Source organism: Polynucleobacter sp. AM-7D1 (assembly GCF_018688455.1).
Lineage (GTDB): Bacteria > Pseudomonadota > Gammaproteobacteria > Burkholderiales > Burkholderiaceae > Polynucleobacter.
Genome location: NZ_CP061319.1, coordinates 516,109 through 538,351 on the forward strand (window position 1 = coordinate 516,109; position 22,243 = coordinate 538,351).

A 22,243-nucleotide genomic window follows, 5' to 3' on the forward strand; every position below is an offset into this window, starting at 1 on the left:
TTTCATCTGAGTCGGAGTTTGATGAAGTGCTCTGCACAGGCGCATTTTGGGATGCAGTTTGCAATTTAATGAGATCACCTGCGATCTTCAGCGCGGCCATCATGCTGGCACGTTCGATGCTGCGATTGCCGCCATTGATTGCCAGCTGAATTTGCTCATCCACTAATGTGCAGGCTGCACGCAGCAAAGGCTCATGTTCAGCGCTCGTGGCTAAGGTGATTTTTTGACCTGCGAGGGTTACTTCAATGCGTTGTTGGCTCATTGTCATCCTCTGGGTTAGGTGGTGTGACGGGTTCGCCAAGCAAGTTCAACTGACGCCCATCACTCTGTTCCGGTAAGCGGCTCAAAATGTGCTGAATTCGCTTTTGTGCATCTTCAATTTTGGCCTCAAGCTGATTGCGATCTTGATGTAAGGCTTTGACGGCGTCCGAGACCAACTGAATTTTGTGCGATAGCCTTTGCAATGATTCGGCTATTGAATCAGATTCGGTGGAGTCGCTTGGGACATGAGGGGTGTACTCGGTCATATGGGCATTGTAGCCTTAGCAAAACGCTTTGTGAAACTCCTGGTTTTGGGCTTACTTAGGTAAAGCCACCCAATCATCCCCCAGCTTTTCCAGGCGAATGCGACCATCAAATAGCTCGATAAGGGCTTGATGGGTTCTAGGGTCTTGGTTTGACCCCTGAAAATGTAGTTTGCCTTTACTTAGCATCACCAAATGGTCGGCACGGAGAGCAAAATGAATCTCATGTAAAACCGTCACTAAGGTCTTGCCTTGAGTCAGCAAGTCGTCTTGCCATTTCAGAAAATCGGATTGATGAGGTGGGTCTAAATTGGCTAGGGGCTCATCCATGAGAAGGATGTCGGAGTCCACTGCAAGCAGACGCGCCAATAGAACTCGCTGACGCTCTCCCCCAGATAGTTGCTGTAAGGGGCGATGGCGTAAATGTAATGCATCGGTCTGTTGCAAAGCCCTTTCGACCGAAATATGATCGGCATCAGAAGGGAGGTGCAGCCATCCCTGATGCGGAATACGCCCTAGCATAACGGTGTCATAAACACTTAAGGAATCATCAAATTCTTCTGAATTACTCGAGCCTTGATCGAGCCAAGCAATTTTCTTTGCAAGATCTTTTGGGGTAAATGTAGATAAAGGAACTTCGTCGATAGTGATGGAGCCATCCCACTTCAGTAGCCCAGCCATTGCCTGTAAGAGGGAAGATTTTCCTGCGCCATTGGGTCCAATAACGCTAGTCCATTTTCCCTGTGGAATATCAATATTGAGGTCGGAGAGAATGGCGCTAGGACCTCTGTACACATTGAGTTGGCGGGCTTTCATGAGCGCGCTCCAAGAGAGGTTCGTCTTAGCAGAATCAACAAATAGAGACCACCTAAGACTGCTGTCACTATGCCAACTGGAATTTCAGTTGGTGCAAAGAGAGTGCGCGCAATCAGATCGGAACTCAGCAATAAGATTCCACCGCCAAGACTGGAGAATAGAAGTTGTACACGTTGTCGTCCGCCAGAAAACTTCCTGACTAGATGAGGTGCTGCTAGCCCAACAAAAGCAACCAAGCCAGTCTGCGCAACAGCGCATCCAGTTGCAAGAGCAAGAATGCCAATCAATATCAGACGTAGTTGATCTAATGGCAACCCTAAAGTGCGAGCGGTATTTTCACCAAGTGATAAAGCATCCAGAACGGGGCTAATGATCAGAGTGATGAGTAAGCAAATCAGCAAAGCGATTGCCATGATCTCAACGCCAGACCAATTGAGAAGAGTTGTGTTGCCCAGCATAAACGATTGAATACTTTGAAATAGATCAGGGCGGATAAATGTAAATAATGAGTTCGCTGCACCCAGGATCACGCTGATCACTACCCCAGACAATAAGAGCCGTAAAGAGCTGCGATAACCACCCGCCAATAGAAGAGAGGCCGTCACTCCAAACAGCGCCCCCAGAAAGGCACCGCCATTAAGGCCAATAATTTCTAACCAAGAATTGCCAAGATAGGCAAAGCAGAGAATGCTGCCAACCCCAAGCAGGGCGCCCGATGCGCTTCCGAGTAGGTAGGGGTCAGCTAAGGGGTTGCGAAATAGGCTCTGTGCAATCCCACCAGCCAGCCCTAATAATGCACCAGCAAAGTAGGCCCCTAATGATCGTGGTAGCCGAATATCAAACAAGACGGTTTGATCAGTTTCTGACATATTCCAACTGGCACCCATGCTTCCGAGCAGGGTGCCCATTAGCACTAAGGCTGCACTAAGAATGAGTAGGGCGAATAGCTTGCCTAGAAAATGGTTAGTCTGCATTACCGAGATGATGACATCTTCTCTTGGATGCATTGAGAAATAATCAGCGCCGCTTCTCCCATGCGGGGTCCGGGACGAACCAAAACATCATTTTGTTCGCCAGTAAATACACAAATTCGATTATTGGAAACTGCAGGAATGGAGCTCCACCCTGGACGTTTCTGAATATCAGCAGCAGTTGATTCAGTAAGAAGGATGACGGCTGGTTTAGCCTGGACCACAAACTCAGGATTGATCTTCGGAAAAGGTCCAAGTGATTTTGGAATGATATTTACTAAATTCAACTGAGTCAGAATTTCACCGATAAAAGAAGTACTACCAGCGGCAAAGGGCGCGGGATTCACTTCAAAGTACACGCGAATATTGCCCATTCCGTCTGAAAGTTGCTTGCGAGCGCGCAAGATTTCTTGTTGCATCTGATTCCAAACACGAGGGCTTTCGGAGGTGCCTAGTACAAGATCTAGCTTTTGAAGAGCGCGCTCTTCATCTTCCATTGACTTGATATCCAACGCAAATGTTTTGATGCCTAAGCCATTTAACCGAGCAATAACGGGAGATGCCTTCTCAAGCAAAACAACATCCGGTTTGAGTTGCACAATGCGCTCAATATTAATATCTCCAATCCCACCAAGCTTAGGCAAGCCTTGAATCGATTTAGGCCAATTGGAAAAGCGATCAATACCAACCAATGTTGAACACTTTCCTAATGCACAAACAGACTCAGTGAGTGATGGTAGAAGACTGATAACACGTTGTGGAGGCTTATCAAATACCACTGAAACTCCTCGGTCATCCGTTACTGAAACGGGCGCAGCAAAAATAGCTAACGAGAAGCCCAGTAAAAAAAATGCAACGCCGATTGTCAGGTAGCGAGAGCGCGTTGATGACCATATAAGCTTATCCATATTTATTTACTGGATTAGAAGTTGTATTTAGCGCTAAGAAAAATTGATCTAGGATCATTTGCGTAATAGTAGTAACTATTTCCGCTACTATTATTTGGGAACTGAACGTAACCGTAACCCCCATAAGTTGAGTACTGTGCATTACCAACATTCTTCACGGTTAAACGAGTTTCCCAATTCCCCATTCTATAGTTCGCATAAATGTCACCTACCGCGTATGACGGCATGACATTAAGACTGCTGTAGTAGGATGGGGCGGCATCATAACGCTGATTACTAACGTAATTCACTACACCACCAAGAGACCAATTATTGTTCAGTACGTAAATAGCTCTAGCATTTAGTAATAAGTTTGGTACCTGTGCAATAGCTTGATTTTGATAGGGCCCGTTAGCATAAAAAGCATTTTGTACTGTACCGCCACCACCGATAGAAAGTTGAGAAGTCACGGGAGAGAGGAAATTTAGATTCGCACCAGTTCTATTGATGTTGTAGGGCGAATTAGAATTATTGTAGGTTGCAGGGTTGTACAAAATTTCATTTTGAGAAACTGAGCTAAAAACTGCTGCAGTCAAATTTGTTTTGAGTATCTGCCAATTGCCACCAAGTTCATAGGTTTGAGCAGTTTGCGGTTTTAGAATGCCACCAAATGATGGGCTTCCTCCAGCGCTAGACCAAGTCCAAAATTCATCTACATTTGGAAAGCGATAGGATTGATTCCACTTGATGTAAATCCGTTGACCCTCAAGATATTTGAAATTAAATGCGATATCTCCAGCGTTTGCTGAGTAAGTTTGATTGGGGTTGGGATTGGCTGAGCCACTCCAGATACTTAAGCCATTAGCACTCGCGCTCTGTGTTTGATATCTATAGCCTCCAGCAAAATCTATGACTCTAGTTAGCGGATTTCTTTGAATTAAATACACGGATTGGTTGTAAAGGCTTGCGTTAGCGGAGCTGGATATTGGGTTGATTACTGCGCCTTGTGCTTGGGCGGCTTGATTCATGATGCTGCTATAGCTAGCAGCAGATGATTGACTTGCTTTGTTGAACTCATAGCCAACAATGCTCGTTCCAAATTTACCAAAGTCACCTTTTATTCGAGGGCTGAAGTTGGCTTGCCACCCCTCATATTTTGTAAAGGATGGACTTATAGTTGGAAAGGCTCCAACACCCGAAGCGGTAGTGGAGTAATAGGGCTGAGTAAAAAAGGTAGTTTTGGCGCTGTAGAAACTATCAATTTCTAAATTAAAAGTATCGCTTAATGCTTTAGCCAGACCCATTCTGATCCCAGAATTGTCGACAGTAGTGCCCGATCCAATATTATTAAATTTTGCAAGTTGTGGATTGCCTTGCCCTACTTGTCCAAGCGTACCTCCTGGCATTTGCTGATTGGAGTAGCTATAAAACAGATCAGCATATACATTATCCTTACCCCCCAATGATTGCGTTACTTTGCCATCAAATGAATAAGCATTAGCAGCAGAGTTTTGACGCCAGCCATTTGTATTGGAGGTATTGGCACTTAATTGGACAGTTGTTTGATCTATGGTGTTTCTAAAGATGGCGTTATTTACTAGGGTGTTGAAGCTGCCATAGCTGGTTGATGCTTGATTAAGGGTTTTGCTTCCACCATTTGTGATGATGTTAATGACACCTCCTAAAGCACCATTACCATATTGAACGCTGGCCCCTCCCCGCAATATTTCAATACGGTTAATTGAGTCGAGTGGAATTGATTCCCAAGATATGCCCGATGAATCAATGGGATTGATGCGTTGCCCATCAACTAGGATAAGAGTTGTATCCTTAGCTGTGGGACCATATCCACCCATATCCACGGTTGCGCCAAGGTTTAGCTGCCCGCCTGCAGTACTTCTTATATTCAAGCCGCCAATCTGCGACAAAATATCTGGAATGTTAGTCGACGTAGATTCCGCAATTTCTTCGCGGGTCATCACTTGAACATTCGCAGGTACTTCGTTTAAGTTTTCTTCAAAGCGTGAGCCTGAAACAATGACTGTTGATTGAGAATTTTGAGCTGCTGCGTTAAATGTTGCTGCTGCGCCGCAAAGTAGGGCGATCAGCGTTTTGCTACCGAACTGCTGTTTCATGATGAACCTTCTGCCTTCGAATCACCTAGCTAACTTCCCCGTAAGCTGGGTCGAACAGAATTTCACTTTGTGAGAGTGTTCAGGCGTCAATTGGACATCCCGCCTCTATGGCTTAGGATGCTTCATCGGCGCGCGAAGGATCCCCGTCCGCAAAATTCCACCTGTCTTGGCCGGTATCCGGGCTAGTAAATCTCAGAATCTGGCCTTCCCATGCAATTGACGCGCACAGTGGCTTACTCAGACTCCTGACACCTTTTCCTTGAAGTTGGAGGTGTATTTACTTACCGTTGCGGGGGCAGCACACGTTTAGTGTTTCCCGTTTAACTTTATTGCACTGCAATAAAGCACCACGACCCCGTAATTTTAGCCCAAGCTCGATCCAGATCGGCTTAAAAAGCCAAAAAAGCCTACAATATAGGCTCTAGGATTAAGGATTCATGACAGCATTAGATAAGCACCCCGAAAAAAATCTGATTCGATTGCAGTTGAGCCAAAACTCAGTCTTAAAAAGCTTGGATCCTTCAGCAATGGCCGATTTAGAGCGCCATTTAGTGATTTCAGACCTCAAAAAATCAGAAATCTTGCTTCATCAAGGTGATCACCAGATGGAGCAGTACTTCGTGCTGGATGGAATCTTGAAGCGCATTGTTTCTAGCGCGGATGCAAAAGAAATGATTCTGCGTTTTGCCATTGAAAAAGATATTGAGACTAGCTATGCGGCTTGGCGCCTCAAAACGGCAGCCCCTTACAGCATTGCTTCAGTTACGAAAGCACGCGTAGCCCGTATGCCTCTGAAGAAATGGGCTGAATTTTTGGATGCACACAAGCCTCTGAAGGAAAGCTTTGAGTTCGAAGTCATGCGCCTGATGAGTGAGATCATGGCTCATACGATTACCCTCCATATGCTCGATGCCCCGGGCCGTGTAGAGCGGTTTTTACGTAAATACGAAGACCTATTTGAGCTTCTCCCTAAAAAAGAGCTGGCTGCTTACCTTAACCTCTCTCCAGAGACTTTAAGTCGCCTCAAAACAAAGCATAAAGAGCTCTTTGTTTAGTCAGAAATCCTAATTGTTTCTAGATTTCAGGGGAAATTGACCGAAGTCAATGATGATCCCTATCCCCAAGCCTAAGATTCATCTCAGCCTCAACGGGAATGCATTTGATTACCCGTGGCACTACTAATAACTAATTTGGAGACAGTTGGCGAAAGCTAAATTGCACTGAACAGGCGATATGTTCGGGCGGTGTAATTAACTATAAATTTCTATGACAACAGATAATCAAAATACCCAAGTCACTGATGGCTTTCATCTCGTCATTGATGCTTTAAAAGCAAATGACCTAGATACTATTTTTGGTCTCGTTGGTATTCCAATTACCGACTTGTGCCGTTTAGCTCAAGCTGAAGGAATGCGTTTCATTGGCTTCCGTCATGAGCAGCACGCAGGTAACGCTGCGGCGATTGCAGGTTACATGACACAAAAGCCTGGCATCTGTATGACTGTGTCAGCACCAGGTTTCTTGAACGGTTTAACAGCCTTGGCCAATGCCACGGTGAACTGTTTCCCAATGATTTTGATTTCTGGTTCAAGCGAGCGTGAGATCGTTGACTTGCAGCAGGGCGATTACGAAGAGATGGATCAGCTCAATGCTGCTAAGCCATATTGCAAAGCTGCATATCGTATTAACCACATCGAAGATATCGGCATTGGTTTTGCTCGTGCAATTCGTGCAGCTGTTTCTGGTCGTCCAGGCGGTGTTTATTTGGACTTGCCTGCACAACTATTGGCTCAAACAATGCCAGTGGAAGAAGCTAAGAAATCAATCTTCAAAGTAATCGATCCAATTCCACGTCAAATCCCTGCAGCCGATGCGGTAGAGCGTGCATTGAATGTATTGAAAGGCGCTAAGCGTCCATTGATTCTCTTGGGTAAAGGCGCTGCTTATGCTCAAGCTGATGCTGATATTCGTGCATTGATTGAGAAGTCTGGTATCCCTTACTTGCCAATGTCGATGGCTAAAGGCTTATTGCCAGACAATCACCCACAATCTGCTTCTGCAGCACGTTCATTTGTATTGGCTGAGGCTGATGCAGTGATGTTGGTTGGCGCTCGCTTGAACTGGTTGCTTGCCCACGGTAAAGGCAAGACATGGGGCAAAGATCCTAAGAAATTTATTCAAATCGATATTCAAGCAAATGAAGTGGATAGCAACGTGCAAATCGATGCTCCGTTGATTGGTGACATTGGTTCTGTTGTTGGTGAACTTCTCAAAGGAATTGCCTCAGTTCCAAAACCGCCTGCCGAGTGGATCAGCGCGATCAACGAGAAAAAAGATAAGAACATGGCGAAGATGGCTGAAACATTAGCCAAAGAAGTTTCACCAATGAACTTCCATGGTGCTTTGCGTGCAATTCGTGATGTGATCAAGCAAAACCCAGATGTGAACTTGGTTAACGAAGGTGCAAACACACTCGACTACTGTCGTGCGATTGTGGATATGTACAAGCCACGTAAGCGTTTTGACTCTGGTACTTGGGGAATCATGGGTATTGGTATGGGTTATGCCATTGGTGCTGCTGTAACAAGTGGTTTACCTACAGTTGCAGTTGAGGGTGATAGCGCATTTGGTTTTAGTGGCATGGAGTTAGAAACCATTTGCCGTTACAACCTGCCAATCACTACAGTGGTTTTCAACAACAATGGCGTTTACCGTGGTACTGACGTAAATCCAACTGGTGGCGCTGATGTTGCTCCAACAGTATTCGTGAAAGATGCGCGTTACGACAAGATGATTGAGGCGTTTGGTGGTGTTGGTTATTACGTAACTACCCCTGCCGAATTAGAAGCAGCTTTAACTAAGGCTATTGCCGAAGGTAAACCGGCCTTAATTAATGCAGTGATTGACGAGACGGCTGGTACAGAGAGTGGACGTTTAACAAACTTGAATCCATCCACTGCTGCTGGTAAGAAGTAATACGTAATAAACACGCAATTTTTTTTAAGAACGAACTTAGCAACAAATAAGAAACACTTTAAGGAGAATCAAACATGACTAAACCATTAGACGGTATTCGTATTATTGACTTCACACACGTACAGGCAGGTCCTGCATGTACTCAGCTATTGGCTTGGTACGGTGCGGATGTGATCAAAGTAGAGCGCCCAGGTTCTGGTGACGTAACTCGTAGCCAGTTGCGTGATATCCCAGGTGCGGATGCCTTGTATTTCACGATGTTGAACGGCAACAAGCGTTCATTGACATTGGACACTAAGACACAAGAAGGTAAAGAAGTTTTAGAGAAGATGATCAAAACATCTGACGTGATGGTTGAGAACTTCGGTCCAGGCGCTTTGGATCGTATGGGTTTCAGCTGGGCACGTATTCAAGAATTGAATCCAAAAATGATCATGGCTTCTGTTAAAGGCTTTAGCGATGGCCATTCATACGAAGACTTAAAGGTATATGAGAACGTTGCTCAGTGTGCTGGTGGTGCAGCATCGACAACTGGTTTCTGGGATGGTCCTCCAACAGTTTCTGCTGCTGCTTTGGGCGATAGCAATACTGGTATGCATTTGGCAATTGGTATTTTGACTGCATTGATGCAGCGTCAAAAAACTGGCAAAGGTCAAAAAGTATCTTGCTCAATGCAAGACGCTGTATTGAACTTGTGCCGTGTGAAGTTGCGCGATCAACAACGTTTGGACAAGGTTGGCTACCTCGAAGAGTACCCACAGTACCCACACGGAACATTCTCCGACGTAGTTCCACGCGGCGGTAATGCTGGTGGTGGTGGTCAGCCAGGCTGGGTATTAAAGTGTAAGGGTTGGGAAACAGATCCAAACGCATACATCTATTTCACTATTCAAGGTCACGCTTGGGAGCCAATTACTAAAGCTTTGGGCAAACCAGAGTGGGCAACTGATCCAGCGTATATGACTGCAGAAGCGCGTCAAGATAAGATTTTTGATATCTTCGCAACGATTGAAGAGTGGCTCAAGGACAAGACTAAGTACGAAGCTGTGGACATCCTCCGCAAGTTCGATATTCCTTGCGCACCAGTTCTCTCAATGAAAGAATTGGCAGCATCACCTGACTTGCGTAAGAGCGGCTCTATTGTTGAAGTTGACCACAAGGTTCGTGGTAAGTACTTAACAATCGGTAGCCCAATCAAGTTCTCTGATTTGAAGATCGACGTTGGTCCATCACCAGTATTGGGTGAGCACACCGATGAAGTATTGAAAGACCTTGGCTATAACGCTGATGATATTGCTAAGTTGCATGCAGCTAAAGCGGTTTAATAACAATAAGTAATTTTGTTTTGATCTTAAAGGCGCTCTTGTGAGCGCCTTTTTTTATTCACCCGAATAGAGTAAAAGTCTTTAGATAGGCATTATGAAAACAAATGTAGATTTAAACCAATTGATCGACTGCATTGGCGATGCAGTGATTGTTGCTGATGCTCATGAAAAAATTGTTCTTTGGAACGCAGCTGCAAGCAGAATTTTTGGTTACTCTGAAGAAGAAGCGCTTGGAAACACTTTAGATTTGATTGTTCCTGAGCGTCAGCGCCAGCGACACAACGAGGGCTACAGCAAATCCATGGAGACGGGTGCTACCCGTTATGGCACTTCATTGCTAAAGGTGCCGGCAAAGCACAAAGATGGCCATACTTTATCAATCGCTTTTACCGTGGGCATGTTGTTTGATGCAAATAATCAAGCTTATGGCGTAGCCGCAGTAATTCGGGATGAGACCCAAGGTTTTGCAGAAGAAAGGGCGCTCAAAAAGCGACTTTCGGATCTTGAAAGCTGAAGATTTCACAGTGAAATCCCCTAATAAGGCCCATCTGGGCTGGGATGTGCCTAATAAATAGGCATGCCATGTTGCACCGCAATCCGTCGCTGGTAAAATTGGCTTAATTCAAAATTTCAATCTTATTAGGACTTTAATCATGGCAAAAGCATTAGAAGGGGTCAAAATTCTTGACTTCACACACGTTCAATCTGGCCCAACATGTACTCAGTTGCTCGCTTGGTTTGGTGCAGACGTAATTAAAGTAGAAAAATCAGGTGAAGGCGATGCCACTCGTGGTCAATTGCGCGATATCCCTGATGCAGATAGTTTGTATTTCACCATGTTGAACCACAACAAGCGTTCAATCACTGTTAATACGAAGACTCCAAAGGGCAAAGAAATCCTGGAGCGTTTGATTAAGGAGTGCGACGTTCTTGTTGAGAACTTTGCTCCTGGTGCATTAGATCGTATGGGTTTTTCTTGGGAGCGTATTCAAGAGCTCAATCCTATGATGATCATGGCTTCAGTAAAAGGTTTTGGTCCTGGCCCTTACGAGGATTGCAAAGTTTATGAAAACGTTGCTCAATGTGCTGGCGGTTCAGCATCTACAACTGGTTTTGATGATGGACCTCCGATGGTGACTGGTGCGCAAATTGGTGACAGTGGTACTGGTCTGCATTTAGCATTGGGAATTGTGACTGCGCTCTATCAACGCACACATTCTGGTCGTGGTCAAAAAGTATTGGCAGCAATGCAAGATGCGGTATTGAATTTGTGCCGCGTGAAGTTGCGCGATCAACAGCGCTTAGAGCGCGTTGGTTTGATGCAAGAGTACCCACAGTTCCCTAATGGAGAGTTCGGTGACTCTGTACCCCGCGCTGGTAATGCCTCTGGTGGCGGTCAGCCTGGTTGGATTGTGAAATGCAAAGGCTGGGAAACAGATCCAAATTCTTATATGTATGTGATTGTGCAGGCTCCAGTTTGGGAGGCAATCTGCAAGGTAATCGCTCGCGAAGATTGGATTACAGATGTGCGTTTTGCATCACCAATGGCACGCTTGCCACACCTTATGGAAATTTTCGGTGAAATTGAGAAGTGGACGATGACTAAGACAAAGTTTGAAGTCATGGATATCTTGAACAAATACGATATTCCTTGTGGTCCAATTTTGTCGATGAAAGAGATCGCAGAAGAGCCAGCATTGCGTGCTACAGGAACTGTTGTTGAAGTGGATCATCCAATTCGTGGCAAATATCTCACTGTTGGTAACCCAATTAAGATGTCTGATAGTCCAACGGAGGTAACTCGTTCACCCTTACTGGGCGAGCATACCGATGAGATCCTTCACGAACTGGGCTATTCAACTGATGAGTTGATTAGTCTTCGTCACGATAAGGTGATCTAAGATGCGTGTTGCGCTGATTGGAAGTGCGGATTTTGGTAAGGCGGCATTAGAGGCTTTTTTAGATCGTGGTGACGAAGTTGTTGCCGTTTTTTGTCCGCCAGATAATCCAAAATCTAGCAAACCTGAGGTGCTGAAAGAAGCGGCTATTGCAAGAGGCTTAAGCCCCTTGCAATTTGCCTCTCTCAAGGGCCCTGAAGCAGCGCAAGCAATGATTGATAGTCAGGCGGATATCTGTGTGATGGCCTATGTGCTTCAGTTTGTGCCGCAAGAGCTTTGCAAAATTCCTAAACATGGAACTATTCAATATCACCCTTCCTTATTGCCGAAGTACCGTGGCCCTAGCGCCATTAATTGGGCAATTGCATTGGGTGAAGAAAAAACAGGTCTGACAATCTTTCGCCCATCCGATGGTTTGGATGAGGGTGAAATCATTTTGCAAAAAGAAGTTGCTATTGGACCTGACGATACCTTGGGTAAAGTCTACTTTGATCACTTATTTCCGGTTGGAGTGAAAGCGCTTCTTGAGGCTGCTGATTTAGTGGTTGCCAATCAACATCAAGAAGTTGTTCAAGACGAATCGCAGGCGAATTACGAAGGCTGGTTTGATGCAAATGCTGCTCAAATTCACTGGGCTACTCACATTACTCAAATTTATAACTTAATACGTGCATGCAATCCTGCACCGGGTGCTTGGACTAAGCTTGGTGAGCAAAAAGTACAGATCTACGATTGCCACAAGCATGTAGCAGCTACCTTTGGATCCGTTAAAGGCAAGCCTGGTGAAATCACTCAAATTACGTTGGATTCATTCTTTGTCGCCTGCCATGGTGGGCAGATCGAAGTCCTTAAGGCAAAAGGCGCTGCTGGAAAAGTAACAGGCGCTGAATTAGCTAAAGAGTTGAGTTTAGAGATCGGCCACTTCTTCGCACTATAAGCGACAACAAGCTAGAAATTAAATTTCTAGGTTATCAATCAAACGTGTTTTACCAAGCTTGGCAGCTGTCAGAATCACTAGCGGCTCGCCAGCTTGCAAGCTTTCATCCGAGGCTGGTGCTAAATCGCTTTGCTGGCGAATCGCAATGTAATCGGGTTGCCAGCCGCGGCTAGTCAGAAGATTTACCGCATTCTTCTCAATCTCAATTAGTGAATGAGCATTGCGCTCGCTTAAGTCCATTACGCGTGCCCGGACTTCCTTTAAAGCCTTCTGCAGCTCAGGCGCTTCTACGCGCTCTTCAACTGAGAGATAGCCATTGCGAGAGGAGAGGGCAAGGCCATCTTCAGCCCGAATCGTTTCACCAGGAATGATTTCGACTGGGAGGGCAAACTGTTTTGCCATCTGGCGAATAATCATCAACTGTTGGTAATCTTTTTTCCCGAATACGGCAACTTTGGGTTGGACGCAAGACAAAAGCTTGAGTACAACAGTGCACACACCTTTAAAGAAGCCGGGGCGGAACTCACCTTCTAGGATGTCGCCTAGCTGCTGTGGCGGATCTACACGGTACTCTTGGGGCTGTGGGTAGAGGTCTCTTTCAGTGGGTGCAAATAAGATATACACACCTTCTTTTTCCAGTTTATCGATATCTGCCTGCATCGTGCGCGGATAGCTATCAAAATCTTCATTTGGTCCAAACTGGAGACGGTTAACAAAGATGCTAGCAACAACTGGATCGCCATGTTGTCTGGCAAGGCGCATGAGAGATAAGTGGCCCTCATGGAGGTTGCCCATGGTCGGCACAAAGGAAGCGCGATTTTGTCCACGTAAGTGGTCACGCAACTCTTGTATATCGCTAATTATTTTCATGCAACAGGGGTATAGGCGAGACGCACATAAATTGGCGCATATGGCTCAGCCTGAGTAATTTCAACTAAGGCTTCGCGAGAGAGCTCTAGCATCGCAATAAAGTTGACGATTACTATCGGAATGCCTTTGCCAGACTTAATGGCTTCTTCGAATAGCTCGCCGAACTCGACGAATTTAGTACTTTGTAAGCGACGCAGAATGCGTGTCATGAAATCGCGTACGGATAGTTCTTCACGAGTAATCGTGTGGTGCTGATTGAGTTTTGCACGATGCAACACATCACGCCAAGCCATTTGTAGATCATCTTGATTGACCTCAGGCCAGGTGACGGCAACAGTAGTGTCAACATACCCATGAGCGATTTGGAAGTCACGCCCATGCTGCGGAATTTGATCCAGCTCTTGCGCAGCGAGCTTCATACGCTCATATTCCAAGAGGCGGCGAACCAGTTCAGCACGTGGATCTTCAACCTCTTCATCGCTATCAGCCTTCTTCATTGGCAATAGCATGCGCGATTTAATCTCGATCAACATAGCGGCCATCAATAAGTACTCGGCAGCGAGTTCTAGGTTGTGATGACGGATTTGATCGATGTAACTCAGGTATTGTTGGGTCACCTGTGCCATCGGAATATCAAGTACGTTGAAATTCTGTTTACGAATCAGGTAAAGAAGGAGATCGAGCGGACCTTCAAATGCCTCCAGAAAAACCTCTAAGGCATCAGGTGGAATGTAGAGATCTGTTGGGAGCTTGAATAAGGGCTCACCATATAACTTGGCGAATGCCGCAGACATTCCATCGGTAACCGAGGGAGTGCTATCGAGCAACTCAGATTGAACGCTTGGCTCAGATCCCAAGGAACTACCTGAGTTAGTCATTCGAGTAGACGTAAGCGCGCTGCTTTAATTTGGCTGCTTTAGCGCGACGTTGATCTTCAGTGGTTAAAGGTTCCTTATCCCAGAGGAGGGCGCGACCAGCTTGTTGACCTGCCTCGAGGTGCGGTTTCTCGGATTTAAGTTCATTTAAGAACTGGGTGAATTCGGATGTATATCTAGCCATCATATTTCCTAAAATTCTTAATTAATTCAATAACTTGCAAAAATTACCCTGCAGCAACTAACTGCTTAGCCCATCATTATTAACGATTTTCCCTACAAACCTGCCGACTTTTTGGCTAATTCCTAGAAATTCGCCATTTTGAGGCTGTTTTTATAGGTTTGCGGCCAATAAAGCTTCGATTTGAGGCGCCTCAACACGGCTCATGAGGTGTTTGTAGGCTTTGATTGGGTTTTGGCTGGAGAGCGGCGTTTTAAGGTCATTCCAGGTCATGGCGGGGACTGAGAGGAACTCCTCAACTCCCGCTGTGACTTGAGGCAAGATCGGCTTGAGATAGAGACTTAATAGGCGGAATGCCTCCAAGGTCACACTGCAGACTCCTTGCAAGTCAGATTCTCGGCCTGGATCTTTGGCGATTTCCCAAGGCTTGTTCTCATCAACGAAGGCGTTGACCTTATCTGCCAGCTCCATGATGGTACGCAGTGCCTTGGCATATTCACGAGCTTCATACAGCTCAGCAATTTTTTCACTGGCGGATCTAATATCAGCAAGCAATGCATTCTCCATTGCTGCATCAGAAACTACTCCACCAAAACGCTTTACCAAGAAGCCAGCACTACGACTGGCGATGTTGATGTACTTGCCCAATAGATCGCTGTTGACTCGCGCAACAAAGTCTTGGAGGTTTAAATCCAAATCTTCCATACTGTCATTCAGTTTGGTCGCAAAGTAATAGCGGAACCACTCAGGATTAAAACCAGATTCAATTACGCTATGCGCAGAAATTAATGTGCCACGCGACTTACTCATTTTCTCGCCATCGACAGTGAGGAAGCCATGAGCAAATACATTGGTTGGTGTGCGGTAGCCTGCGAAGTGCAGAGTTGCTGGCCAAAAGAGTGTGTGGAAATACAGAATGTCTTTGCCAATAAAGTGGTACTGCTCGGTTGTTGTATCGGGCTTAACCCATTCCTCAAAGTTCAAGCCTTTGCTCTGGCAGTAGTTGAGGAAGCTAGCGTAGTAGCCGATCGGCGCATCAAGCCAAACATAGAAATACTTGCCAGGTGCGTCGGGGATTTCAAAGCCAAAGTAGGGGGCATCACGGGAGATATCCCAGTCACCAAGCTTGCTATCTCCTGGCTGTCCAACCCATTCCTTCATTTTGTTACGAGCTTCAGGTTGTAAGGGAGTTTTTACTTGGGTCCACTCACGCAAGAAAGTTTCACAGCGAGGATCGGATAGTTTGAAGAAGTAATGATCGGAAACCTTTTTAATCGGTGTTGCACCACTCACTACAGAGAACGGGTTTTTTAAATCTGTTGGGGAGTAGGTTGCTCCGCACTTTTCACAAGAATCTCCATACTGATCTTTAGCGCCACACTTGGGACATTCACCTTTAATAAAGCGATCCGGCAAGAACATTTCTTTAACAGGGTCATACGCTTGCTCAATCGAGCGCATTTCGATTAGGCCAGCATCACGTAACTTGAGGTAAATGCTTTGAGATAGCTTTTCATTCTCGGGGCTATCTGTCGTGTAATAGTTATCGAAAGAGATTAAGAAATCATCAAAGTCACGCTTGTGCTCTTTCCAAACATTGGCGATAAGTTCTTTAGGGGTAAGACCCTCTTTTTCGGCACGCAACATGATTGGAGTGCCGTGCGTATCATCAGCGCCAACATAGTGGACTTCGTGACCACGCATTCTCTGAAAGCGCACCCAAATATCTGTCTGGATATATTCCACCAAATGCCCAATGTGAATCTGGCCATTAGCGTAAGGCAAGGCGGAGGTAACTAGCAGGCGACGTTTGGGGCTACTCATGCGGACTTAAAAGAAATAAATTCAACAATTGGGAATACAAGATTATGGGGCTTGAGCCCTCACTTCAGCACTAATTTTAGTCTGCGGTTAAAGTTAATACCGATTTGAACCTATTTAAGAGGCGTTTTATGGCTTTGCCCCACAACATTCAGATGTCTAACGCTTCCGTGCCCTTGGTGCACGAGGTGCAGATCATGGATGAAGCAGGCCGCATTAAGACCACCCATATTCCTGGAGAGCGCCCTTTAACCATTTACTTGGATAAGCGAGAGGTCGTCACCTTGATGACCTTAGGGAGCGCCCCTGAAGCCCTCGTATTGGGATATTTGCGTAATCAGCGCCTAGTAGAGTCCCCAGACGATATTGCTAGCATTCAGGTCGACTGGGAGACGGATTCAGCTGCCGTCAAAACTCACCGCAGCACAGTGGACATCGATGCCCTTACCAGTAAGCGCGTGGTGACTACGGGTTGCGGGCAGGGTACGATGTTTGGCGGCTTGATTGAGGAGATGGCAGAAATTAGATTGCCAGACGGCCCTCAATTAACCCAAGAGGCAATCGTAGCCCTCATCGATAGCATTCGAGTTCATGACACCATCTATAAGAAATCTGGCTCGGTTCATGCCTGCGCTGTGTTTGAGCGCGATGGCAATAATAATGTCCGCCTTCTGCATTTCATCGAAGACGTTGGGCGGCATAACGCCGTAGACTCAATCTCGGGCCTGATGTGGCTGGCAGATAAGCAGGGCAAAGACCTAATCTTTTTCACTACCGGGCGCCTCACCTCGGAGATGGTCATTAAAGGGGCTCAGATGGGTATTCCTTTCTTGTTGACCCGCTCCGGCGTGACTCTAATGGGTTTGGAGCTCGCCCGCAAAACCAATCTCACACTTCTATCCCGCTGCTCGGGCAAGCATTTTGAGATCTTCAACGCCCCTGAGAGGGTGATTTTTACCTCCCTGCCTATTACCTCGTAAATTCGTGGTCATAGGCCCTGCGATGGTTTTACAATTCGGCCATGACTATTAAATCTGACCACTGGATCCGCCGCATGGGCGAGCAAGGCATGATCAGCCCATTTGAACCTGGGCAAGTCCGCCAAGATGCCGCCGGGCAAAAAATTGTGAGCTATGGCACTTCAAGCTATGGCTATGACATTCGTTGCGCTGATGAGTTCAAGATTTTCACGAACATCAATAGCACTATCGTTGACCCAAAGAATTTCGACGAGCAATCCTTTGTAGATTTCAAGGGCCCAGTTTGTATCATCCCTCCCAACTCTTTTGCTTTGGCGAGAACAGTTGAGTACTTCAAGATACCGCGCAGTGTATTAACAGTGTGCGTTGGTAAGAGTACTTATGCGCGTTGCGGAATTATTGTGAACGTCACTCCATTTGAGCCGGAGTGGGAAGGTTACGTCACACTCGAGTTTTCTAATACGACTCCATTACCTGCAAAAATTTATGCCGGTGAGGGATGTGCACAAGTTTTGTTCTTTGAAAGCGATGAAGTGTGCGGCACATCGTACAAAGATCGTGGCGGTAAGTATCAAGGCCAAGTCGGCGTAACTTTGCCGAAGACTTAATCTATTTAATCGCCGTATTGGCGAGTTTAAAGGCTACTCATGAAATTTCGTTTTCCAATCATCATTATTGATGAGGACTTTCGCTCTGAAAATATTTCAGGTTCGGGTATTCGCGACTTAGCGGAAGCCATTGAAAACGAGGGCATGGAAGTCATTGGCTTGACTAGCTATGGAGACCTCACATCCTTTGCACAGCAGGCCTCCCGCGCCTCTAGCTTTATTGTGTCTATTGATGATGAAGAGTTTGTTTCTGACTCTGAAGACCATGACTTGCCAGCATTAAATAACTTGCGCGCCTTTATTACTGAAGTGCGTAAGCGAAATGAAGATATTCCAATCTTCTTATATGGTGAGACTCGTACTTCACGTCATATGCCAAATGACATCTTGCGTGAGTTACATGGTTTCATTCATATGAATGAAGATACGCCAGAGTTTGTGGCGCGTCACATTATTCGTGAGGCGAAGGTGTACTTAGATTCATTAGCGCCGCCATTCTTCCGCGCGCTGACTAATTACGCGTCTGAAGGTTCTTACTCTTGGCATTGCCCGGGCCACTCTGGTGGTGTTGCTTTCTTGAAGAGCCCAGTGGGTCGTATGTTCCATCAATTCTTTGGCGAGAACATGCTCCGTGCTGACGTTTGTAATGCGGTGGAAGAACTGGGTCAGTTGTTGGATCACACTGGTCCTGTATTGCAAAGTGAGCGCAACGCTGCGCGTATCTTTAATACTGATCATTTGTTCTTTGTAACCAATGGCACATCCACATCAAACAAAATTGTTTGGCACTCTACTGTTGCCCCTGGCGATGTGGTGCTGGTGGACCGCAATTGTCACAAGTCGGTGATTCATTCGATTACGATGATGGGCGCGATCCCCATCTTCTTGATGCCAACCCGTAATCATCTGGGCATTATTGGTCCGATTCCAAAAGAAGAGTTTGAATGGAAGAACATCAAGAAGAAAATTGATGCCAACCCATTCATTAAAGATAAGAACGTAGTGCCACGCGTCATGACGCTCACTCAAAGTACTTATGACGGTATTGTCTATAACGTCGAGATGATTAAAGAGATGCTTGATGGAAAAGTAGACTCATTGCATTTTGATGAAGCTTGGTTGCCGCACGCTGCATTCCACCCTTTTTACAAGGACATGCACGCGATCGGCGCAGATCGCAAGCGCACCAAAAAGAGTTTGATGTTTGCTACCCAATCAACTCATAAGTTATTGGCCGGCCTCTCTCAAGCTTCACAAGTATTGGTGCAGGATGCAGAAGAGCACAAGCTCGATCGCGACTGCTTCAATGAAGCCTACTTAATGCACACATCGACCAGCCCACAGTACGCCATCATTGCTTCCTGCGATGTGTCTGCTGCCATGATGGAATCTCCGGGTGGCACAACCTTGGTTGAAGAATCTATCGCAGAGGCAATGGATTTTCGTCGTGCAATGCGTGAAGTGGATGATAAGTTTGGTGCAGACTGGTGGTTTAAGGTCTGGGGCCCAGATCATTTAACTGAAGAAGGCATTGGCGAGCGTTCAGATTGGATTCTGGAGCCCAATGCAAGCTGGCATGATTTTGGTAATGTTGCCAAAGATTTCAATATGCTTGACCCCATCAAGGCGACTGTAGTGACGCCTGGTTTGGATGTTGAGGGCAACTTCGGTTCTATGGGTATCCCAGCAAGTATTGTTACTAAGTACTTGGCTGAGCACGGCGTGATCGTAGAGAAGTGTGGTTTGTACTCCTTCTTCATCATGTTCACCATTGGTATTACTAAAGGCCGTTGGAATACTTTGGTGACCGAACTACAGCAATTTAAAGATCACTTTGATAAGAATGCCCCGCTGTGGAAAGTGCTTCCAGAGTTTGTGGCTAAACATCCTCGCTATGAGCGGGTTGGCCTCAAAGATATCTGCCAACAGATTCATGAGTTCTATAAGAGTCGCAATGTAGCTCGCATGACGACTGAGATGTACACCTCAGACATGGTGCCCGCAATGATGCCTTCGGAAGCTTGGGCCAAGATGGCGCATAAAAAAGTAGATCGTGTTCCCTTGGATCAATTAGAAGATCGGATTACCGCAATGCTGGTAACTCCATATCCTCCAGGTATTCCGCTCCTCATCCCGGGCGAGCGCTTCAATAAACGCATCATTGACTATCTCTACTTTGCTCGTGACTTCAATGAGCGCTTCCCAGGCTTTGAGACCGATATTCACGGTCTGGTTAAAGGAGATATCGATGGACGAAGTGAGTACTACGTTGATTGTGTAAGGCAGGAGCCGGATATTACTTTGTAAAGTACGTCTGCATGCCTGCTAAATAAAAACCACCTGTAGGTGGTTTTTATTTGCCTTGCTTATCCAGTTGAAATAATACTGGCGCATCTTCATCTGCCTTGTTTGGTGATGTATCTGATTCAGCCTCACCACTTCCAGTGAAGTTAAATTCTTGACTCTGGACCACTGCTGCAGGCTTATCCAAGAAGGTGGTGACTAGTGCTGGGAATGCCGCTACAACAATCACCATGATCAGTTGTAGGGCAACCCAAGGCAATGCGCCCCAATAGATGTCACTACTCTTCACTTCTTTCGGTGCTACCCCACGAAGATAGAACAGTGCAAATCCAAAAGGTGGATGCATAAATGAGGTTTGCATGTTCACGCACAGCATCACGCCAAACCACACTAGTGCAGCGCTTGCAGCGGCTTGGGGGTTGCCATTCATGGAGGCAAGTAAAACTGGTGCAAGTAGTTTGACTGCCACAGGTGCTAACAAAGGCACAACGATGAAGGCGATTTCAAAGAAGTCCAAGAAGAAAGCCAAAAAGAATACAAATAGATTCACAAGCACTAAGAAGCCAACCCAGCCGCCTGGCAGATTGGAAAACAATTCTTCAACCCAGTGACCTCCATCAACACCCTGGAAGACAACCGAGAAGCAAGTCGATCCAATCAAGATGAAGACCACCATGGCAGTAATGCGCATCGTGTTTTGATAAGCCTCTTGAATCAATCCTTTGAGATTGGGGATACTGGCTCTGCGTATCCAGGCTAATAGCAATGCACCCATCGCACCCATCGCGCCTGACTCGGTTGGAGTGGCAATGCCAGTCATGATGGTTCCCAGTACCAAGAAAATCAGTATTGCCGAGGGAATGATCCCTAGGAGACATTTTTTCCAGAGCGCCCAGCCTCTAAGGGTGAGCTCATTTTCCGGCGCGGGGGGTAGGTAATCTGGTCTAAGGCGGGAGAGGAAGAATGTGTAGACAGCAAAAAGACCAATTTGCAGAAGAGATGGGCCCCAAGCACCAAGATACATGCTCCCCACATCAGCACTACCACTCTGGGTTTTGAGTTGGTCAGCCAGAACAATCAGGACTAAAGAGGGAGGTACTAGCTGGGTAATGGTTCCAGAGGCCGCTAAAACGCCCGTAGCGTAGCGCATGTTATATCCATAGCGCATCATGACGGGCAGGGAGATCATCGCCATAGCGATCACCTGAGCAGCCACAGTGCCAGTTATCGCCCCGAGAATGAATCCGACAATAATCACCGAGTAACCCAGACCCCCGCGAATGCGCCCAAAGAGCTGACCCATGGAGTCCAGCATTTCTTCTGCAAGGCCGCAGCGCTCTAGTATGGCGCCCATGAACGTAAAGAAAGGAATGGCTAGCAGGAGATCGTTTGCGAGGACGCTGCCAAAGATGCGCTGGGGAATGGCTTGTAAAAACGGCATGCCAAAGAAATTCTCAGCGATCGCAATGCCAGCAAAAAATAATCCTGCAGCCATCAAAGAAAAGGCCACCGGAAAGCCGATCAACATAAACACAATGAGTCCGCCAAACATGAGCGGTGGCATCCATTCAAGTGGAATCATTGCATGGGCTTTTCATAATGGAGATCGGCTACAGGTAATGTTTCTTTACCTTTGATTACGCCAATGCGTTTAATGATTTCCGATAAGCCTTGCAGACTCAACATAAAAAAACCAAAAGGCACAATAAATTTAATGGGGTAGCGTGACAAACCGCCTGCATTGAGCGAATGCTCTGAGACTAACCATGAGGGATAAAACAAAGTAGTCCAAGATAGCCAGGTAAAAAGAATGCAGGCTGGCATTAAAAAGCAAATCAAACCAAAGAGGTCAATATAAATACGTCCGCGATCAGAAAGCTGCGAGTAAATTAAATCGACGCGAACATGTTCATTGCGTTTTAGTGTGTAAGAGGCGCCCAACATGACGGCAGCAGCAAAGAGGTACCACTGCAATTCTAGTGGCCAGTTGTTACTGATATCTAGGCTATAGCGGAGTAGTGCATTGAGAGCTGATACAACGCAAGACAGCAAGATCATGATGCTGGCTGCCTTGCCCAAGAATTGATTTAGACGGTCAATTCCTGTTGAGAGCGTTCCCCAAAAGCCCATGCAGT

20 protein-coding genes, 1 pseudogene and 1 riboswitch are annotated in these 22,243 nt (G+C 46.2%); of the genes and pseudogenes, 9 read left to right on the plus strand and 12 right to left on the minus strand.

Features of this window, described 5'->3' with window-relative positions:
- Positions 1 to 37: 37 nt before the first annotated feature.
- From GQ359_RS10165 to GQ359_RS02760, 6 genes and pseudogenes are all read right to left on the minus strand, one after another.
- Positions 38 to 268: pseudogene (locus GQ359_RS10165) on the minus strand (cell division protein ZapA); the annotation flags it as partial.
- Entirely contained in the window at positions 243 to 527 is a 285-nt protein-coding gene (locus GQ359_RS02740) for a hypothetical protein (RefSeq protein ID WP_215387399.1), read from the minus strand. The pseudogene GQ359_RS10165 and the gene GQ359_RS02740, both read right to left, overlap by 26 nt.
- A gap of 51 nt (positions 528 to 578) precedes the next feature.
- A complete protein-coding gene (locus GQ359_RS02745; RefSeq protein ID WP_215387400.1) occupies positions 579 to 1,340 on the minus strand; it encodes an ABC transporter ATP-binding protein in 762 nt (253 codons plus the stop codon).
- Positions 1,337 to 2,347: an iron ABC transporter permease gene (locus tag GQ359_RS02750; RefSeq protein ID WP_251367911.1), complete on the minus strand. Its 1,011-nt coding sequence runs from the start codon at positions 2,345 to 2,347 to the stop codon at positions 1,337 to 1,339. The genes GQ359_RS02745 and GQ359_RS02750 overlap by 4 nt, the downstream gene beginning before the upstream one ends.
- Positions 2,314 to 3,219 (minus strand): ABC transporter substrate-binding protein, encoded by a 906-nt coding sequence (locus GQ359_RS02755; protein ID WP_215387401.1) that lies wholly within the window; start codon positions 3,217 to 3,219, stop codon positions 2,314 to 2,316. The genes GQ359_RS02750 and GQ359_RS02755 overlap by 34 nt, the downstream gene beginning before the upstream one ends.
- 14 nt (positions 3,220 to 3,233) lie before the next feature.
- The gene (locus GQ359_RS02760; RefSeq protein WP_215387402.1) at positions 3,234 to 5,333 is read right to left on the minus strand and encodes a TonB-dependent receptor; all 2,100 of its coding nucleotides are present in this window, start codon (positions 5,331 to 5,333) and stop codon (positions 3,234 to 3,236) included.
- Between the two features lie 150 nt (positions 5,334 to 5,483).
- Positions 5,484 to 5,700, minus strand: a riboswitch (cobalamin riboswitch).
- Positions 5,701 to 5,770: 70 nt separating this feature from the next.
- Here GQ359_RS02760 and GQ359_RS02765 point away from each other — a divergent pair.
- The 6 genes from GQ359_RS02765 to GQ359_RS02790 all read left to right on the plus strand — a co-directional run bounded on the left by GQ359_RS02765 (position 5,771) and on the right by GQ359_RS02790 (position 12,469).
- A complete protein-coding gene (locus GQ359_RS02765; RefSeq protein ID WP_215387403.1) occupies positions 5,771 to 6,388 on the plus strand; it encodes a Crp/Fnr family transcriptional regulator in 618 nt (205 codons plus the stop codon).
- Positions 6,389 to 6,599: 211 nt separating this feature from the next.
- Positions 6,600 to 8,309, plus strand: coding sequence for an oxalyl-CoA decarboxylase (gene oxc, locus GQ359_RS02770; RefSeq protein ID WP_215387404.1), 1,710 nt, complete (start codon positions 6,600 to 6,602; stop codon positions 8,307 to 8,309).
- A gap of 74 nt (positions 8,310 to 8,383) precedes the next feature.
- Complete coding sequence (gene frc, locus GQ359_RS02775; RefSeq protein WP_215302955.1) at positions 8,384 to 9,634, plus strand: formyl-CoA transferase; 1,251 nt, start codon at positions 8,384 to 8,386, stop codon at positions 9,632 to 9,634.
- A gap of 94 nt (positions 9,635 to 9,728) precedes the next feature.
- A complete protein-coding gene (locus tag GQ359_RS02780) occupies positions 9,729 to 10,148 on the plus strand; it encodes a PAS domain-containing protein (RefSeq protein ID WP_215387405.1) in 420 nt (139 codons plus the stop codon).
- Between the two features lie 139 nt (positions 10,149 to 10,287).
- Positions 10,288 to 11,535 carry a formyl-CoA transferase gene (gene frc / locus GQ359_RS02785; RefSeq protein WP_215387406.1) on the plus strand — a complete coding sequence of 416 codons (1,248 nt, stop codon included), beginning with the start codon at positions 10,288 to 10,290 and terminating at the stop codon, positions 11,533 to 11,535.
- A gap of 1 nt (position 11,536) precedes the next feature.
- Entirely contained in the window at positions 11,537 to 12,469 is a 933-nt protein-coding gene (locus GQ359_RS02790; protein ID WP_215387407.1) for a methionyl-tRNA formyltransferase, read from the plus strand.
- An 18-nt stretch (positions 12,470 to 12,487) separates the two neighbouring features.
- Here GQ359_RS02790 and panC read toward each other — a convergent pair whose 3' ends face one another.
- The 4 genes from panC to metG form a co-directional block, all read right to left on the minus strand.
- Positions 12,488 to 13,339, minus strand: coding sequence for a pantoate--beta-alanine ligase (gene panC / locus GQ359_RS02795; RefSeq protein ID WP_215387408.1), 852 nt, complete (start codon positions 13,337 to 13,339; stop codon positions 12,488 to 12,490).
- Positions 13,336 to 14,217 carry a ScpA family protein gene (locus GQ359_RS02800; protein WP_215387409.1) on the minus strand — a complete coding sequence of 294 codons (882 nt, stop codon included), beginning with the start codon at positions 14,215 to 14,217 and terminating at the stop codon, positions 13,336 to 13,338. The genes panC and GQ359_RS02800 overlap by 4 nt, the downstream gene beginning before the upstream one ends.
- Complete coding sequence (locus GQ359_RS02805) at positions 14,210 to 14,401, minus strand: DUF3460 family protein (RefSeq protein ID WP_371743052.1); 192 nt, start codon at positions 14,399 to 14,401, stop codon at positions 14,210 to 14,212. Before GQ359_RS02805 ends, GQ359_RS02800 begins: the two co-directional genes overlap by 8 nt.
- Positions 14,402 to 14,548: 147 nt before the next feature.
- Complete coding sequence (gene metG / locus GQ359_RS02810) at positions 14,549 to 16,219, minus strand: methionine--tRNA ligase (protein ID WP_215387410.1); 1,671 nt, start codon at positions 16,217 to 16,219, stop codon at positions 14,549 to 14,551.
- Between the two features lie 134 nt (positions 16,220 to 16,353).
- On the opposite strand from metG, the gene GQ359_RS02815 reads away from it, so the two are divergent.
- From GQ359_RS02815 to GQ359_RS02825, 3 genes are read left to right on the plus strand one after another with little or no spacing between them, the layout of a single operon-like run.
- Positions 16,354 to 17,196, plus strand: a complete 843-nt coding sequence (locus tag GQ359_RS02815; RefSeq protein ID WP_215387869.1) for a formate dehydrogenase accessory sulfurtransferase FdhD — start codon at positions 16,354 to 16,356, stop codon at positions 17,194 to 17,196.
- 41 nt (positions 17,197 to 17,237) lie between these two features.
- Positions 17,238 to 17,804 carry a dCTP deaminase gene (gene dcd / locus GQ359_RS02820; protein ID WP_041484826.1) on the plus strand — a complete coding sequence of 189 codons (567 nt, stop codon included), beginning with the start codon at positions 17,238 to 17,240 and terminating at the stop codon, positions 17,802 to 17,804.
- 39 nt (positions 17,805 to 17,843) lie between these two features.
- Positions 17,844 to 20,111, plus strand: a complete 2,268-nt coding sequence (locus GQ359_RS02825; RefSeq protein WP_215387411.1) for an arginine/lysine/ornithine decarboxylase — start codon at positions 17,844 to 17,846, stop codon at positions 20,109 to 20,111.
- A 46-nt stretch (positions 20,112 to 20,157) separates the two neighbouring features.
- Here GQ359_RS02825 and GQ359_RS02830 read toward each other — a convergent pair whose 3' ends face one another.
- Together GQ359_RS02830 and GQ359_RS02835 are read right to left on the minus strand one after the other, a co-directional pair.
- Positions 20,158 to 21,690, minus strand: a complete 1,533-nt coding sequence (locus GQ359_RS02830; RefSeq protein WP_215387412.1) for a TRAP transporter large permease subunit — start codon at positions 21,688 to 21,690, stop codon at positions 20,158 to 20,160.
- On the minus strand, positions 21,687 to 22,238 hold the full coding sequence (locus GQ359_RS02835) for a TRAP transporter small permease subunit (RefSeq protein ID WP_215387413.1): 552 nt from the start codon (positions 22,236 to 22,238) through the stop codon (positions 21,687 to 21,689). The genes GQ359_RS02830 and GQ359_RS02835 overlap by 4 nt, the downstream gene beginning before the upstream one ends.
- Positions 22,239 to 22,243: the final 5 nt, after the last annotated feature.

Coding starts and splice junctions, on each gene's coding strand:
- GQ359_RS02740 (WP_215387399.1), bottom strand. CDS start 527: ATGACCGAGTACACCCCTCATGTCCCAAGCGACTCCACCGAATCTGAT.
- GQ359_RS02745 (WP_215387400.1), bottom strand. CDS start 1,340: ATGAAAGCCCGCCAACTCAATGTGTACAGAGGTCCTAGCGCCATTCTC.
- GQ359_RS02750 (WP_251367911.1), bottom strand. CDS start 2,347: ATGCATCCAAGAGAAGATGTCATCATCTCGGTAATGCAGACTAACCAT.
- GQ359_RS02755 (WP_215387401.1), bottom strand. CDS start 3,219: ATGGATAAGCTTATATGGTCATCAACGCGCTCTCGCTACCTGACAATC.
- GQ359_RS02760 (WP_215387402.1), bottom strand. CDS start 5,333: ATGAAACAGCAGTTCGGTAGCAAAACGCTGATCGCCCTACTTTGCGGC.
- GQ359_RS02765 (WP_215387403.1), top strand. CDS start 5,771: ATGACAGCATTAGATAAGCACCCCGAAAAAAATCTGATTCGATTGCAG.
- oxc (WP_215387404.1), top strand. CDS start 6,600: ATGACAACAGATAATCAAAATACCCAAGTCACTGATGGCTTTCATCTC.
- frc (WP_215302955.1), top strand. CDS start 8,384: ATGACTAAACCATTAGACGGTATTCGTATTATTGACTTCACACACGTA.
- GQ359_RS02780 (WP_215387405.1), top strand. CDS start 9,729: ATGAAAACAAATGTAGATTTAAACCAATTGATCGACTGCATTGGCGAT.
- frc (WP_215387406.1), top strand. CDS start 10,288: ATGGCAAAAGCATTAGAAGGGGTCAAAATTCTTGACTTCACACACGTT.
- GQ359_RS02790 (WP_215387407.1), top strand. CDS start 11,537: ATGCGTGTTGCGCTGATTGGAAGTGCGGATTTTGGTAAGGCGGCATTA.
- panC (WP_215387408.1), bottom strand. CDS start 13,339: ATGAAAATAATTAGCGATATACAAGAGTTGCGTGACCACTTACGTGGA.
- GQ359_RS02800 (WP_215387409.1), bottom strand. CDS start 14,217: ATGACTAACTCAGGTAGTTCCTTGGGATCTGAGCCAAGCGTTCAATCT.
- GQ359_RS02805 (WP_371743052.1), bottom strand. CDS start 14,401: ATGATGGCTAGATATACATCCGAATTCACCCAGTTCTTAAATGAACTT.
- metG (WP_215387410.1), bottom strand. CDS start 16,219: ATGAGTAGCCCCAAACGTCGCCTGCTAGTTACCTCCGCCTTGCCTTAC.
- dcd (WP_041484826.1), top strand. CDS start 17,238: ATGACTATTAAATCTGACCACTGGATCCGCCGCATGGGCGAGCAAGGC.
- GQ359_RS02825 (WP_215387411.1), top strand. CDS start 17,844: ATGAAATTTCGTTTTCCAATCATCATTATTGATGAGGACTTTCGCTCT.
- GQ359_RS02830 (WP_215387412.1), bottom strand. CDS start 21,690: ATGATTCCACTTGAATGGATGCCACCGCTCATGTTTGGCGGACTCATT.
- GQ359_RS02835 (WP_215387413.1), bottom strand. CDS start 22,238: ATGGGCTTTTGGGGAACGCTCTCAACAGGAATTGACCGTCTAAATCAA.